Consider the following 14,467-nt stretch of genomic DNA (forward strand, 5'->3'; position numbering starts at 1 on the left):
GTATTTTTTATGTAGTAGCATCAAATATGCTAGAAATTACAGTAGCCTTAATTATCGAAAAAATTAAATAGTTATATCCTTTTATCTTTTACTCATTTATCATTAAGAGTATCAAATAAAATTTATATAATTTAAGTATGAAAAAAGCATTCTTTTTTGATATCGATGGTACTTTAGTGCATGAAAATATGGGAAAACTTTTTGTTTCAGAGAGAAATATTCAAGCAATAAAAAATCTTAGAAAACAGGGTTATAAAACTTTCATAGCTACTGGGAGGACACAAGGCTTTATTCCTTCAGCAGTTCTTGAACTACCTATGGATGGTTTTATTACTGCTAATGGTTCAGTTGTAAGAGTTGGTGATAAGCTTGTCTACGAGAAACTTTTCCCACAAAGTGCTATAGATAGTATTTTAGAATTCTGTGAGAAACATAATCATGATTGGCTCTTTGAGGGTGAGTATGCCTATGTAAATAACCTTGAGTCAGAAGATCTTAGCTATTTTTATGATAACGTTATTGTTAATAAAGATAAAATTATTACTACGCATAACCTGTACAATGTCACAATTTATAATGCTTTGGTTTTAGGTAGGAATGTTGACGTTGTTGCCTTACAGCATACACTTGGTGATGATTATGTTACAGCACCGCATAATGAGCATGGTTATGTTGATTGTTATTTAGCGGGTCATACAAAGGCTAATGGTATTGATAAGGTGGTCGAGTATCTAGGCTTAGAAGATTATGAGACTTATGCTTTTGGTGACGGAAATAATGATCTTGAGATGTTTGATCGAGTGGATGTTGCTATTGCAATGGAGAATGCATCTTCTCAACTAAAAGAAAAAGCTGATTTAATCACTAAAACAAATTATAATGATGGAGTATATTACGGTTTATTGAAATTAGGCTTGATTTAGATTTTATTCTTCTGTAGTTTATTATTTGGTGCGATGCTAAAATTTGTAGATAAAGGAAGTAAAAATGAAAAAAAAAGTTATATTAGTGTTAGGTTTACCATTAATAGCATTTGCAGCAGATAATCAGCAAGTATCTCTGAACGGAAGTGATTATATTACAACAGATGTTGGAGCTACTTATACTTATGTTTATAATCATTTAGATAAGCCTGCTAAGCTTACCCCAGCATTTGATCTAACTGTTAAAAACTGTAATGAAAACAAAACAAAATGTGTCTATGAGACAAAAACATCATTAGGCCGAGATAAACCATATATTTCAAATGAGTCTGTTTATGAAGTTAAAGATGGTGCAGTTTATTTTGGTAACAGTAAGGTAGCAGATCGAGATGGCAAGTTACAAAGTTTAGATCTCAAATTACAGCCACTATTCCCTAAACATATTATCCTAAATAAAGTTGATAAGATAAATAGTTCTAATGATATGTCGCATACTACAGGAACTTCAGAGTTTACAAAAGTAATACCAGAAATTGTAGTTAATGATAATACCTACAAAGACTGTATTCGTATGGATAATAATACTAAGCAATGTTACAAAAAAGATTATGGTGGAGATTGTTATCATATAATAGACTACGAGATTTACTGTAAAGGTATAGGTTTAGTTACAGAAAATGTTGATGGCGATACTTTATTACTTGAGAAGATCACTAAAAAATAATCTACTTAGTTTTAATCATTATTCTTCAAAGGCTTAGTAAATGCTAGTATGTAAAACAGCGGCGCATTTATTAAAGCAATCGTATATTTTATTACTAAAGTTGAGATTATTATTTCAAAAGCATAATCAAGTGGTAAAACTCCAGCAAAGCCAAACCCATAAGTAATAAGAGTTGTATCAAGTATTTGTGATATTAAAGTTGAGCCAGTATTTCTTAACCATAACCATTTTATATCGGAGCTATAGCTTTTTATTTTTGAGTAAATAAGTACATCAAAAAGTTGAGATATCAGATATACCATATTGCCGATAATCACAGCTTTCAAAGCACCACCATCAATAGAGAAAAATAAGTTAAGTGCTTTATTAGCATCATTATAGAAAGGATCATTTAAGCTAGTAAATAATGTTGAGATAAACATAAAAATCATAAATGATATACCAAAAAAAATTGACTTTAATACAGCTTTGCGTGCCTCCTGTCGACCATATTTTTCATTGAGTAAATCATTAGCGGTAAAAATACCTCCAAACATTACATTACCTAATGTTGCGATAATATGAAATCCGGCAATATCATAAGCAACACCTTTATTAACTTGGATATTTGCAGCTATTACACTTATAACAATAAATACATAAATTCCTTTTTTACCAAAAAGCTTGAAAGATAAAAATAGAATTGAAAAATCAATAAGTGTGAATAATATTAAAAGTTGAAAATTAGTCATTTGCTTTCCTATAGTTTTGTTAACCCTGGATAGTTGCGAACAGGGGATTAAAAATCTGCTATAATATAGCAAAATAGTTCATCAATAACAAATAAATTTTTTATAAGGAGTTTAGATGCGTTTTGCTCATGTAATGTTACGAGTAAAAGACTTAGATAAGTCTATCGACTTTTACACAAATGTACTAGGAATGACTGTGCAGAAAAAAATTGATAATGTAGAGTATAAGTATACTTTAGCATTTCTAGGTTATGGAGATATCTCTAATCATACGGTTCTAGAACTGACATATAATTGGGGTGAGCATGAATATAATCATGGTAATGCTTTTGGACATTTATGCATGCAAGTAGAGGATGTCTACAAAGCTTGTGATGATGTCAAAGCAAAAAGTGGAGTTGTAACTCGTGAGGCAGGTCCAGTAAAAGGTGGTACCCAAATTATCGCATTTATAAAAGATCCAGATGGTTATCAAATAGAACTTATTGAAAAAGCTTAATGAATAAAGACAGATTAAATATATTAGTTATAAGAGGCTATTACAGTAAGGGTGATAGTGTTGAGCATGTTGATGTTGATGGTATAAAAGTTAAGGTAACTACAGTAGCCTTAGGTCGTCCTATATTTGTCAGAAGAAAATTAAAACGGATTATCAATAAGTATAAGATTAGTGCTGATAACTATGATCTAATCTATGCAATATCAATGTCAGCTGGTATATCATCTTTGATTGATGAAGCGTTATATCAGAAACTCCATTTAATTACTCCATTTTTTATCCATCATAAAACTATGCGTGTACTCAGCAAGGTCAAGATTAGAAAAATGCTTGGAGCATACTTGCTTTTACTGTTTAATGGTAAGCTTGGTAAATTTCATGAGGCTATACGTGTTACTCTAGCAGAGAATGATAAAATCGTTGATAATAAATTTTTTGAAAGCAAATGGGGTAATGTAGGTTGTATTAGAGATATTGATCATACTCTTACTAAAGAAGTTGTTGAAGAGATTATTCGTAAAGATATTGATAATCTAAGAAAAGAAGTTTTTGGTGAGTTAGCTTTACCCTCGTGAGAAAGTTGAGTGATGAAATAGCCAATATACTAATAATCCCCATATGCCAAATACTAAACCAACTAAAATCCAAATATTTTTTGGTAATAAAATAGTTGTAAGTCTTCTATCTAAAATTTTGGGTATATCTTTAGCTATTCCTAGACCGCAGAAAATATGAATCAAAAGATTAAAGGCTGCGATTATTGGTAGTGAGTTGTTTATTAATGTTGCTGAAATAGTATTGATATCCATATGATTAAAACCTTTAAAATACAATTTTTTCGTGTGCTTTTGAACTATATGTATGCATATAGTGCTCGGCAATTATTTCTATTGTTTCATCGATGCTATCAACAAGAGTTAGTAGATTTACCTCTTCTTTGCTTACTACACCTTTGGTGACTAATGTTGTTTTGATCCATTCCATCAAGCCACCCCAAAAGTCTTTACCATATAATATAATTGGCATTTTGACTTTTTTACCAGTTTGAATAAGGGTAGTAATATCAAAGAGTTCATCTAAGGTGCCAAAGCCACCTGGCATGACAATATAAGACATCGAGTGCTTAATAAACATTGCTTTACGTGTAAAGAAATATCTATAGATTAAGAAAATGTCTTGATATTGATTTGGGCGCTGCTCATGTGGTAGGGTGATATTTAGGCCTATACTAGAGCATGAACCTTGTTGGGCGCCTTTATTACCAGCTTCCATAATACCTGGACCTCCGCCTGTTATTACAGCGAAACCATGATCTGACAATGATTTGGCAAGTTTTACAGTGTCTTTGTAGTATCTATCATCTTTTGAAATTCTCGCAGAACCAAATATGCTAATAGCAGGAGCTATCTTGCCTAATCTTTCATATCCCTCAACAAGCTCGGATGATATTTTCATGATATCCCAACTTGCTTTAGCTTTATCAAAGCCCATATCGCTAGATGGTGCTGATACTATCTTTTTTCCTTTCCATAGCATATGAAATCACCTAAAATTAAACTAGTGTTTTATTTTTTGATTAACTATAATTATATATTAGTTTATGTTGCTAATACTAGAGAGTGTTGACTTAAATAATCTAAGTAGTAGATAAAGGTCAACCAGATTTAGTTATGTAGTTTTGAGCTAAAAAGCTGATAAAAATTATCACAAAAATTATGGTCAATTTTGTGATTTAAATAGAAGAGCTTTTTAGAACTATTATAAAATTATTTAGTAACTAAAATTTTGACAATAAATCCACAAAGGAGATGTAAATATGGGTTTTCTAGCAGGAAAAAAAATATTAATCACAGGACTTTTAAGTAATAAATCAATTGCTTATGGTATCGCCAAAGCTATGCATAGAGAAGGAGCTGAGCTTGCTTTTACTTATGTTGGGCAATTCAAAGATAGAGTAGAAAAATTATGCGCAGAATTCAATCCAGCAGCGGTTTTACCTTGCGATGTGACTTCTGATCAAGAGATTAAAGATTTATTTGTAGAGTTAGGTAAAGTTTGGGATGGTCTAGATGGTATTGTTCATTCTATAGCTTTTGCGCCGCGTGATCAGTTGGAGGGTAATTTTATTGACTGTGTAACTCGTGAAGGTTTTAGTATTGCTCATGATATCAGTGCTTATTCTTTTGCAGCACTAGCTAAAGAAGGTCGTAGTATGATGAAGAATCGTAATGCTTCTATGGTTGCACTTACTTATATTGGAGCAGAAAAAGCTATGCCAAGTTATAACACTATGGGTATTGCTAAAGCATCTCTAGAAGCTACAGTTAGATATACAGCTTTAGCTTTAGGTGAGGATGGTATTAAGGTAAATGCTGTATCAGCTGGTCCTATCAAAACTCTCGCAGCTTCTGGTATATCAAACTTTAAGAAGATGCTTGATTATAATGCTATGGTTTCTCCACTTAAGAAGAATGTTGATATTATGGAAGTTGGTAATACTGTGGCGTTTTTATGCTCAGATATGGCAACTGGTATCACTGGAGAAGTTGTCCATGTTGATGCTGGATATCATTGTGTCTCTATGGGTAATGTTCTTTAAACAAAATTATCATCTCAATAAATTCTATTTAAATAACTTCTTTATTTATCACTAATTAATTTAGCTTTTCATACTCATACTATACTATAAGTTAAAGCTAATAATTTTGAATTTTAAGGATTGTTGACCTGTAGCTAACTAGACACAAAAAGGTCATGCTGAATTTATTCTAGAATCTCACTATAAGCATTGATTCTATTGAGATCTTGAAACTAGTTCAGGAAGAATATACTACTTTTATACCTAGTAGGCTATAATTAGATTAAGATATTTAGTACTTTGATAAGTTCATCACTAGTTAGTTTTTAATCTGATATATAAGCTTCACGTCTGGCAAATATTTTTACTAATGATTTAAACTATTGCATGTGTTTTATCTAAGTCCAAGTTTGATAAGATCATGCATTGTTATTATACCTAGTATATTATAGTCATTGTCGACTACTGCTAGACTTGTGATTTCATATTTTTCCATTTTTTCGAGGGCAGTTATTGCCATTTCTTCTTTCGAAATTGTTTTAGGATTTTTTGTCATAACTTCTGAGATACTTCGCTGCGAATTAAAATTCTCTGCTTCAAACATTCTTCTTAAGTCACCATCTGTAAAAATACCTAAAAGCTTGCTATTTTCGATAATTAGGGTACTTCCAACACCTTTATCACTTATTTCTAATATTGCTTTACGGATATTATCGCTCGGTTTAACTATTGGTATCTCATTACCTTTACGCATGATATTTTCAACTTTTAAAATTAGCTTTCTACCTAAGGCACCATTAGGATGTGAAAAAGCAAAATCTTTTACTGAGAAGTTTTTTGCCTTAAGTAATGCAACCGCTAAAGCATCACCTAGTACTAAAGTTGCTGTAGTGCTCGATGTCGGAGCAAGATTAAGTGGGCATGCCTCTTTGTCAACATGTAGATTAAGAGTGACATCACTATTTCTAGCAAGTATTGATTTTGGGTTACTAGTAATAGCAATTATTGGAATATCAAGGTATTTTATCATTGGCATTAATCCCATGATCTCAGAGGATGTACCAGAGTTTGAAATAGCTATTAATACATCATTTTTAGTAATCATGCCAAAATCACCGTGACCAGCCTCACCCGGGTGTACAAAAAAAGCAGGTGTGCCAGTACTAGCGAATGTTGCAGCCATTTTTTTACCGATATGACCTGATTTACCCATACCTGTTATTATTACTCGACCTTTATCACGATTATTTTTTAAAATAATCTCACACGCTTTTTCGAAATTCTCATCAATAGAGTTTTTTAATTTTTCTAATGTTTCTATCTCTAAACGGAATGTTTCTACAGCATTGTAAATATGGTTAGTCATCCTAATCTCCAAAACTAATAAGTGATAAATCTTTTTAACTAAGATTTATTGACACAAATTTATATTATATAACCAAATTTTACTTTCAATATGATAGAATTTTCAAGTATATTAAGATATTAAAACTAGCTATATGAAACATATTCAAATAAATCCTTCTATACTCTCTGCGGATCTTGCTAGACTGGGTGATGATGTCAAGGCCGTTTTAGCAGCAGGTGCAGATAATATCCATTTTGATGTTATGGATAATCACTATGTGCCTAACCTGACATTTGGACCGATGGTACTTAAAGCGTTGAGAGATTATGGTGTAACCGCTGGTATGGATGTTCACCTTATGGTTAAACCTGTAGATACTTTGATTGAAAGTTTTGCTAAAGCTGGAGCAACTAGCATTGTTTTTCATCCTGAAGCGAGTGAGCATATTGATAGAAGTTTACAACTAATTAAATCTTTTGGTATCCAAGCTGGACTTGCTCTAAATCCTGCTACTGGTATAGATTGTTTGAAGTATGTTGAGAGTCATATTGATAGGGTGCTGATAATGTCAGTAAATCCTGGTTTTGGTGGGCAAAAATTTATTCCAGCTATGCTTGATAAAGCCAAAGAGGTTTCGCAATGGATTAAGTCTACAGCTAGAGATATCTTGCTAGAGATAGATGGTGGTGTAAATCCGCACAATATTGCTGAAATAGCAGCTTGTGGTGTAAATGCCTTTGTTGCGGGTTCAGCTATTTTTAATTCTGACAGCTATAAACAAACTATTGATAAGATGAGAGATGAGCTCAATAAAATTTAATTTAGCATTCACTCTCAAAACAATAGAGCTAGTAATATCTGTAATAATTGTATTACTGAGTTACTTTATACCTTTGCATCTACTACATTATGATACTAGTAATTTTAGTAGCTTTAATTTTATGGTAGTTTTTATAGCAGCAACATCTTTACTAGTTTTTCTTATCGCTGAGTATACTAATGGTGAAAAAGTATCTAAATCAAGAAATGTTCTAAAAGTTTTATTATGTGGATTAGCTATCGCGATTATTATAACATCGCTAGCATTCTTTTTAAGAGGATTCTCATTTCCACGTAGCTTGATTATTTTGGGCTTTTTACTACAACTTGTTATGCTATCTATATCACGTAATCTTTTTAGATGGTTGATAAGAAATACTAGCTATAGCAAAATCCTAATTATTGGTTTAGATCAGGAAAGAGAATGGCTTTTTGCTAAAGCTGCGACTGCTAAGTTACCTAGGGAAATAATTGCTGGGTACTTGAGTATAAATATCAATGGTTTTAGCCTAGCTGATGTGGCATATAGTTATAAAAAGGCATTTATTTCAGATAAGGCATTAAAACTATTAGCTGATAATGATTTATCAATCCTAAGCAAATATAACCTTGAAGTAGTTCTTATTCCAAGAAAATATGAAATATCAATTTGGGGAGCGGTACTAGTACCTCTTGGCGATAGCTTAGCTATGAGTGTCAAAAACTTTGGTTTATCTTATGAAGCACAAATTATTAAGAGAATTTTTGATATCTTGTTTAGCCTAGTAGTTATTATCTTAACATCACCAATCATGTTGCTAATAGCTGTACTGATTTATTTAGAGGATAGAAACTCACCATTTTTTATCCAAGAGCGAGTTACAAGAAATGCAAAAAGATTTAATCTAATAAAATTCCGTAGTATGAAAGTAAATGCTGAAATACAAACTGGGGCAGTTTGGGCTGTTGATAATGATAACAGAATTACAAAAGTTGGTAAAATAATTCGTCCAATATGGTTAGATGAGTTACCGCAGTTTTTTAATGTTCTAAAAGGTGACATGTCTATAGTAGGACCACGACCAGAGCGACCAGAACTGATAGATAAATTTAGTCAAGAAATTCCAGAGTTTTCTTATAGGACAAAAGTTAAGGCAGGTATTACCGGCTATGCGCAAGTTTTGACAAGTTATGCAACTCTACCAGAAAATAAGTTAAAACTTGATCTTGCCTATATCAGAAGATGGAATTTTGTATTTGATTTACTTATCATTATAGAAACTATGAGAGTTATTGCTATGAAAATTTTGCGACTATTTATAAAAACTAAAGAGCAAACTCAAGCACATTTTGTAGAGAAAAAAGACAAAAACTATATAGAGTATATTTATGAATAAAAAAATCTTAGTAACAGGCGGTACAGGCTATATAGGTAGTCATACAGTGGTAGAACTTCTTGATAGGGATTATCAAGTTGTAGTAGTTGATAATCTTTCAAATAGTAAACTATCTGTAGTAGATAGGCTTAAAAAAATTACAAATAAAGATTTTGATTTTTACCAATTAGATCTTTTAGATAAACCTAAGCTAGCAAAAGTTTTTCAAGAACATGATATTGATGCGGTGATTCATTTTGCTGGCTTTAAAGCTGTAGGTGAGAGTGTTGATAAGCCATTGGAGTATTATCATAACAATATCCAGGGAACACTAAATTTACTTGAGCTAATGCAAGAGTATCAAGTTTATAACTTTGTCTTTAGTTCATCAGCGACCGTATATGGAATGAACAATAAACCACCATTTACAGAGGATATGCCTCTAAGTACAACTAACCCTTACGGTGCAACTAAGCTGATGTTAGAAGATATTTTGCGAGATTTGCAAAATGCTAATAATAATTTCAATATCACATGTCTTAGGTATTTCAATCCTGTAGGAGCTCATAGCAGTGGGATGATAGGCGAGGATCCACAAGGTATACCTAATAATCTCATGCCTTATGTTGCACAAGTAGGTGCTGGTAAATTAGCTAAACTCAGTATCTTTGGTGGTGACTATGAGACTAGAGATGGTACTGGAGTGAGAGACTATATACATGTGGTAGATTTAGCAATAGGACATATATTAGCATTAGAAAAATTATCACAAGATAAACCTAGTTGGCGAGCTTATAACCTTGGTTCTGGAAATGGCTACTCTGTATTAGAGATTGTCAAAGCTTATCAAAAAGCACTAGGTAAAGAGATTCCATATCAGATAGTAGCTAGAAGAGCAGGTGATATTGCAGCGAGTTTTGCTGATGTTGCTAAGGCTAAAAGAGAGCTAGGTTTCGAGACACAAAAGTCTATAGAGGATATTTGTCAAGATATGCTTAAATGGCAAAAGTACACAAAAGAGAATAATATCTAGATCTAGAAATGAAAATCTTACATGTGTTTAAATCATTTTATCCATATACTTATGGCGGTATAGAGAAGTTTATACATGAGCTATCTATTGCTACGGCTAAAAAGTATGATGTTGAAATACATATACTTGCAATGGGTAAAAAAAATCAAACTATGCATAAAGATTTTTACACATTATATTTTGCTAAAACAAATTTAAATATTGCATCGACAACTTTTTCATTTTCAGCGATTAAAAAATTCAAAGAATTAGCTAAGCAAGTCGATATTATCCATTATCATTTTCCATATCCGTATGCTGATTTGCTGCAGACTATTTGTAGACCAAATAAGCCTTACATAGTCACATATCACTCAGATATTATCAAGCAAAAAAGATTGATGATGTTATATAAACCCTTAATGAGAAAATTCCTTAAGGGTGCAAAGTATATATTACCAACATCACCAAACTACCTTGAGACTAGTGAGATTCTAAAGCAAATACAAGCTCCTAAAAAAGTTATTCCAATGAGTTTAAATAAATCAGATTATAATATTGATGAAGAAAATTATCTCTATTGGAAAAAAAATATAGGTTTTGAAAAATTCTTTATTCATATAGGTGGCTTGAGATATTACAAGGGCTTAGATGTCTTGATTGATGCAATGCAGGGGGAGGATTATCCACTTGTTATAATTGGTGACGGCGATCAAAAGGAGTTACTTGAGCAAAAAGTTAAGCAAAATAATCTACAAAATGTAAAATTTGTTGGTGCTTTAGATGATAAAGATAAATTATCTTTGTTGAAATTAAGTTATGCTTTAGTGTTACCTTCAAATATAAGAACAGAAGCTTTTGGATTAGTCTTGCTAGAGGCAGGTATGTTTGCTAAGCCAATGATAACTTGTGAGATTGGTACAGGCACAACTTTTGTAAATATTGATAAGGTAACAGGATTAGTAGCTAAGCCAAATGATAATCAAGATTTAGCTAGAAAGCTCAAAGAGCTTTGGCAAGATGATCAAAAAGCTCAAGAGTATGGAGCTAATGCTAAAGCAAGATTTGATGATGTTTTCAGCTTGGATAAAATGTTTGTCAGTTATAAGTCAGTTTATGATGAAGTGGTACAAAATGACCATTAATTTGAAACTATCAGAAGGGTTTAAAAGATACTTCTTGAATACCGGATGGTTATTTATTGGTAATATATCAAGAATGCTAGCATCTCTACTAGTAGGGATATGGGTTGCTAGATATCTAGGACCAAAAGAGTTTGGTGTTTTGAGTTATGCTAGTAGTTTTGTAACACTTTTTAGTGTGCTAACAACTTTGGGACTAGATGGTATAGTTGTCAGAGAATTAGTGAAGGATTCAAGTAAATCAAATAATATTCTGGGAACCGCTTTTGGTTTGAAATTATTGGGTTTTTTTGCTTTGCTGATAATACTATTGGGAGTTCTTTATTTTGCAGAAGAGAGTTTATATACAAAGAGTATAATTTTTGTAGTGGCACTATCTACTATGATGCAGAGTTTTAACGTCCTTGATTTTTATTTTCAGAGTCAAGTAAAGAGTAAATTTGTAGCGTTGGCGAACTTAATCTCTCTTGTAATATCATCAATTACAAAAATAATACTTATTTTATGTGGTGCTGAGCTAATTTATTTTGCTGCAGTTGTTGTTCTAGATAGCTTTACTTTATCGTTAGGATTTATATATTTTTATCAATCTAAAAAGTTTGGTGATATTAAAAATTGGCGCTTTAAGTTTGCTGTTGCAAAATCATTATTAAGAGATAGTTGGCCTTTGATCTTGAGTGGTTTGGCAATATCTATATATATGAATATAGATCAGGTTATGATAAATCATATGCTTGGATCACAAGAGGTGGGGCAATTTGCTGCAGCTGTAAGAATTAGTACGGTTTGGTATTTTATACCAGTAGTTATATCATCATCACTTTTCCCTGCTATTATCAACGCAAAAAAGGTAAGTGAACAACTATACTATACAAGGCTTCAAAGGCTTTATGATTTAATGGTGTGGATGGCTATAGCTATTGCACTTCCTATGACATTTCTAAGCGATTGGGTAGTTAATTTGCTTTATGGGCAGCAGTATAATCAAGCAGGTAGTGTGCTTATGATTCATATTTGGGCTGGGGTTTTTGTAGCACTTGGGGTTGCTAGTGGAAAGTGGTTTTTGACTGAAGATTTGCAGAGATTAGCCTTATATAGGACTTTATACGGAGTTCTAATAAATGTATTTCTTAATGTTGTATTGATTCCTGAATATGGAATTATAGGAGCTGCAATATCTACTTTATTTAGTCAAATTGTAGTGTGTTATGTTTCTGATTTGTTAAATTCAAGAACAAGAAAAACTTTTTATGTTAAAACAAAATCTTTAGTTTTAATTGGATGGATATCTAAATGAAAATAACAATAGTTGGCTTAGGTTATGTAGGTTTAAGCAATGGTATTTTATTAGCGCAAAATAATCAAGTTTGCTTTTTAGATGTTGATGAAACTCGAGTTAATTTGCTTAATAAAAAAATTGCGCCAATTAATGATGATCTTATAAAACAGTTTTTGTCTGAGAAGCCACTAAATTATTTTGCAACTACTGATAAGCATGTAGCCTATAAAAATGCTGAGTATATTGTTATATCTGTACCGACAGATTATGATGATACTAAAGATACTTTTGATGTTTCTATTCTAAAGGCTGTTATCAAAGATTGCTTAGAAGTATCGTCAAATTCAACGATTATTATTAAATCAACAGTTCCAATAGGATTTACAAAGTCTTTAAAGCAGGAGTTGGGTGTAAGTAATATTATATTCTCACCAGAGTTCCTAAGAGAAGGAAAGGCGCTATACGACAATCTCTATCCTAGTAGAATTATAATGGGAGAGAAGTCAAAAGCTGCAGAAAGTTTTGCTAGTATGTTAGGAAAAGGAGCACTAAAAAAAGATGTCCCAATTTTGTATATGGATTCTACAGAGGCAGAGGCTGTGAAACTTTTCGCGAATACCTACTTAGCAATGCGAGTAGCATACTTTAATGAGCTTGATACCTATGCTGAATCACATAATTTGAATACTCAAGATATTATCAAAGGTGTTTGCTTAGATCCTAGAATAGGGGATTATTATAATAATCCTAGTTTTGGCTATGGAGGCTATTGTTTACCTAAAGATACTAAGCAGCTAAAAGCAAACTATTTAAATATTCCTAATAATTTGATTAGTGCAATTGTACAGTCTAACCAAACACGTAAAGACTTTATCACACAGCAGATATTAGATAAAAATCCAAATGTTGTTGGCATATATAGGCTAGTAATGAAAGAAGGTAGTGATAATTTTAGAAATAGTGCAATCCAATCAATAATACAGAGCCTACAGAAGCAAAATATAAAAGTTGTGATATATGAGCCAGTTTTGAAGCAAAAAAAATTCAATAGACTTAGTGTCATATCCAATATTGATGAATTTAAATTAACCTCAGATCTTATAATTGCCAATAGATTCGATGATGTACTTTCAGATGTGATAAATAAGGTCTATACTAGATGTATTTTTAGGAGCGATAATTAATTCTAATCATGAAGAAAGTATTAGTAACTGGTGGAGCAGGTTTTATTGGTAGTCATCTTTGTCAAAGACTTAGTGAAAAGACAAATAGCGAAGTTTATAGCTTAGATAACTATTTTACAGGTAATAAATCAAACCATATTAAAAATGTGACTTATATCAGAGGTAATACTAAAGATATAGACAAATTAATCAGTTTCAAACCGGATATTATTTATCATCTTGGTGAATATTCAAGAGTAGAGCAAAGCTTTGATGATATCAAAAAAGTGATTGATTTTAATAAGTTAGGAACTTTTTCAGTTTTAGAATTTGTTAGGAAAAATAATTCTAAACTAATATATGCTGGTAGTAGTACTAAGTTTGGTGATGATGGCAATAATTCTAATGCTAGTCCATATGCTTGGAGTAAATCATCAAATACATTACTTGTTGAAAATTATGCAAAATGGTTTGATATTAATTATGCAATCACTTATTTCTATAATGTATATGGTTCAAGAGAGATAAGCACTGGCAAATATGCAACATTGGTAGCTTTATTCAAAGAGAAAATGAGAAAATGTGAGCCTCTTACTGTCGTATCACCTGGAACTCAAAAAAGAAATTTTACTCATATTAATGATATTATCGATGCTCTATTATTAGTAGGTGAATTAGGCTATGGAGATGAATACGGTATAGGTAGTGATGAAGCTTTTAGTGTTTTAGAAGTTGCTAAAATGTTTGGAAGTCATATTGAAATTTTACCAGAAAGGCTTGGGAATCGTATGAGTGCTAGAGTAATTAGTGACAAAACAAAATCACTTGGATGGCAGCCAAAAAGAAAACTCAGAGATTATATAGAAGAATGTAGAAAAAATAATTGGGAATAAA

At 31.8% G+C, this 14,467-nt stretch carries 16 protein-coding genes; 12 read left to right on the forward strand and 4 right to left on the reverse strand.

Translation table 11 applies throughout. The features are described from left to right. The first annotated feature begins 137 nt into the window (after nt 1-137). On the forward strand, nt 138-923 hold the full coding sequence (locus FSC454_RS03805; protein WP_066044668.1) for a Cof-type HAD-IIB family hydrolase: 786 nt from the start codon (nt 138-140) through the stop codon (nt 921-923). Between the two features lie 64 nt (nt 924-987). Then, nucleotides 988-1,647 (forward strand): hypothetical protein, encoded by a 660-nt coding sequence (locus FSC454_RS03810; protein ID WP_066044670.1) that lies wholly within the window; start codon nt 988-990, stop codon nt 1,645-1,647. Nucleotides 1,648-1,658: 11 nt separating this feature from the next. Here the strand turns inward: FSC454_RS03810 and FSC454_RS03815 are convergent, their stop codons facing one another. After that, a complete protein-coding gene (locus FSC454_RS03815; RefSeq protein ID WP_014548591.1) occupies nt 1,659-2,378 on the reverse strand; it encodes a queuosine precursor transporter in 720 nt (239 codons plus the stop codon). A gap of 115 nt (nt 2,379-2,493) precedes the next feature. Between FSC454_RS03815 and gloA the strand changes: the two genes are divergently transcribed. Both gloA and FSC454_RS03825 read left to right on the forward strand, forming a co-directional pair. After that, nucleotides 2,494-2,877, forward strand: coding sequence for a lactoylglutathione lyase (gene gloA, locus FSC454_RS03820; protein ID WP_014548590.1), 384 nt, complete (start codon nt 2,494-2,496; stop codon nt 2,875-2,877). Then, on the forward strand, nt 2,877-3,452 hold the full coding sequence (locus FSC454_RS03825; RefSeq protein WP_014548589.1) for a hypothetical protein: 576 nt from the start codon (nt 2,877-2,879) through the stop codon (nt 3,450-3,452). The genes gloA and FSC454_RS03825 overlap by 1 nt, the downstream gene beginning before the upstream one ends. Here FSC454_RS03825 and FSC454_RS03830 read toward each other — a convergent pair. Together FSC454_RS03830 and FSC454_RS03835 are read right to left on the reverse strand one after the other, a co-directional pair. Continuing rightward, the gene (locus tag FSC454_RS03830) at nt 3,441-3,686 is read right to left on the reverse strand and encodes a hypothetical protein (protein WP_014548588.1); all 246 of its coding nucleotides are present in this window, start codon (nt 3,684-3,686) and stop codon (nt 3,441-3,443) included. The two genes, FSC454_RS03825 and FSC454_RS03830, sit on opposite strands and share 12 nt — an antisense overlap. A 13-nt stretch (nt 3,687-3,699) precedes the next feature. After that, nucleotides 3,700-4,413, reverse strand: a complete 714-nt coding sequence (locus FSC454_RS03835) for an LOG family protein (RefSeq protein ID WP_066044672.1) — start codon at nt 4,411-4,413, stop codon at nt 3,700-3,702. 280 nt (nt 4,414-4,693) lie between these two features. Here FSC454_RS03835 and FSC454_RS03840 point away from each other — a divergent pair, with 280 nt between their 5' ends. Next, a complete protein-coding gene (locus FSC454_RS03840; protein ID WP_014548586.1) occupies nt 4,694-5,476 on the forward strand; it encodes an enoyl-ACP reductase FabI in 783 nt (260 codons plus the stop codon). A gap of 373 nt (nt 5,477-5,849) precedes the next feature. Here the strand turns inward: FSC454_RS03840 and FSC454_RS03845 are convergent, their stop codons facing one another. Beyond that, nucleotides 5,850-6,821 (reverse strand): KpsF/GutQ family sugar-phosphate isomerase, encoded by a 972-nt coding sequence (locus tag FSC454_RS03845; RefSeq protein ID WP_066044673.1) that lies wholly within the window; start codon nt 6,819-6,821, stop codon nt 5,850-5,852. Between the two features lie 133 nt (nt 6,822-6,954). On the opposite strand from FSC454_RS03845, the gene rpe reads away from it, so the two are divergent. The 7 genes from rpe to FSC454_RS03880 are packed head-to-tail and all read left to right on the forward strand — an operon-like array spanning nt 6,955 to nt 14,466. Next, nucleotides 6,955-7,623 carry a ribulose-phosphate 3-epimerase gene (gene rpe, locus FSC454_RS03850; RefSeq protein ID WP_066044676.1) on the forward strand — a complete coding sequence of 223 codons (669 nt, stop codon included), beginning with the start codon at nt 6,955-6,957 and terminating at the stop codon, nt 7,621-7,623. Further along, on the forward strand, nt 7,604-8,998 hold the full coding sequence (locus tag FSC454_RS03855; protein WP_066044678.1) for a sugar transferase: 1,395 nt from the start codon (nt 7,604-7,606) through the stop codon (nt 8,996-8,998). The genes rpe and FSC454_RS03855 overlap by 20 nt, the downstream gene beginning before the upstream one ends. Next, complete coding sequence (gene galE / locus FSC454_RS03860) at nt 8,991-10,010, forward strand: UDP-glucose 4-epimerase GalE (RefSeq protein ID WP_066044680.1); 1,020 nt, start codon at nt 8,991-8,993, stop codon at nt 10,008-10,010. The genes FSC454_RS03855 and galE overlap by 8 nt, the downstream gene beginning before the upstream one ends. Before the next feature lie 8 nt (nt 10,011-10,018). Next, complete coding sequence (locus FSC454_RS03865; protein WP_066044682.1) at nt 10,019-11,134, forward strand: glycosyltransferase family 4 protein; 1,116 nt, start codon at nt 10,019-10,021, stop codon at nt 11,132-11,134. Next, nucleotides 11,040-12,428, forward strand: coding sequence for a flippase (locus tag FSC454_RS03870; RefSeq protein ID WP_244148266.1), 1,389 nt, complete (start codon nt 11,040-11,042; stop codon nt 12,426-12,428). The genes FSC454_RS03865 and FSC454_RS03870 overlap by 95 nt, the downstream gene beginning before the upstream one ends. Then, a complete protein-coding gene (locus FSC454_RS03875; RefSeq protein ID WP_066044686.1) occupies nt 12,425-13,594 on the forward strand; it encodes a nucleotide sugar dehydrogenase in 1,170 nt (389 codons plus the stop codon). The genes FSC454_RS03870 and FSC454_RS03875 overlap by 4 nt, the downstream gene beginning before the upstream one ends. 8 nt (nt 13,595-13,602) lie before the next feature. After that, a complete protein-coding gene (locus FSC454_RS03880; RefSeq protein WP_066044688.1) occupies nt 13,603-14,466 on the forward strand; it encodes an NAD-dependent epimerase/dehydratase family protein in 864 nt (287 codons plus the stop codon). Nucleotide 14,467: the final 1 nt, after the last annotated feature.

The sequence above is a fragment of the Francisella hispaniensis FSC454 genome (assembly GCF_001885235.1).
GTDB classification, from domain to species: Bacteria; Pseudomonadota; Gammaproteobacteria; order Francisellales; family Francisellaceae; genus Francisella; species Francisella hispaniensis.

What these genes read in the sequence shown, in the direction of transcription:
- FSC454_RS03805 (WP_066044668.1), top strand. Translation starts at nt 138, where the DNA reads ATGAAAAAAGCATTCTTTTTTGATATCGATGGTACTTTAGTGCATGAA.
- FSC454_RS03810 (WP_066044670.1), top strand. Translation starts at nt 988, where the DNA reads ATGAAAAAAAAAGTTATATTAGTGTTAGGTTTACCATTAATAGCATTT.
- FSC454_RS03815 (WP_014548591.1), bottom strand. Translation starts at nt 2,378, where the DNA reads ATGACTAATTTTCAACTTTTAATATTATTCACACTTATTGATTTTTCA.
- gloA (WP_014548590.1), top strand. Translation starts at nt 2,494, where the DNA reads ATGCGTTTTGCTCATGTAATGTTACGAGTAAAAGACTTAGATAAGTCT.
- FSC454_RS03825 (WP_014548589.1), top strand. Translation starts at nt 2,877, where the DNA reads ATGAATAAAGACAGATTAAATATATTAGTTATAAGAGGCTATTACAGT.
- FSC454_RS03830 (WP_014548588.1), bottom strand. Translation starts at nt 3,686, where the DNA reads ATGGATATCAATACTATTTCAGCAACATTAATAAACAACTCACTACCA.
- FSC454_RS03835 (WP_066044672.1), bottom strand. Translation starts at nt 4,413, where the DNA reads ATGCTATGGAAAGGAAAAAAGATAGTATCAGCACCATCTAGCGATATG.
- FSC454_RS03840 (WP_014548586.1), top strand. Translation starts at nt 4,694, where the DNA reads ATGGGTTTTCTAGCAGGAAAAAAAATATTAATCACAGGACTTTTAAGT.
- FSC454_RS03845 (WP_066044673.1), bottom strand. Translation starts at nt 6,821, where the DNA reads ATGACTAACCATATTTACAATGCTGTAGAAACATTCCGTTTAGAGATA.
- rpe (WP_066044676.1), top strand. Translation starts at nt 6,955, where the DNA reads ATGAAACATATTCAAATAAATCCTTCTATACTCTCTGCGGATCTTGCT.
- FSC454_RS03855 (WP_066044678.1), top strand. Translation starts at nt 7,604, where the DNA reads ATGAGCTCAATAAAATTTAATTTAGCATTCACTCTCAAAACAATAGAG.
- galE (WP_066044680.1), top strand. Translation starts at nt 8,991, where the DNA reads ATGAATAAAAAAATCTTAGTAACAGGCGGTACAGGCTATATAGGTAGT.
- FSC454_RS03865 (WP_066044682.1), top strand. Translation starts at nt 10,019, where the DNA reads ATGAAAATCTTACATGTGTTTAAATCATTTTATCCATATACTTATGGC.
- FSC454_RS03870 (WP_244148266.1), top strand. Translation starts at nt 11,040, where the DNA reads ATGCTAAAGCAAGATTTGATGATGTTTTCAGCTTGGATAAAATGTTTG.
- FSC454_RS03875 (WP_066044686.1), top strand. Translation starts at nt 12,425, where the DNA reads ATGAAAATAACAATAGTTGGCTTAGGTTATGTAGGTTTAAGCAATGGT.
- FSC454_RS03880 (WP_066044688.1), top strand. Translation starts at nt 13,603, where the DNA reads ATGAAGAAAGTATTAGTAACTGGTGGAGCAGGTTTTATTGGTAGTCAT.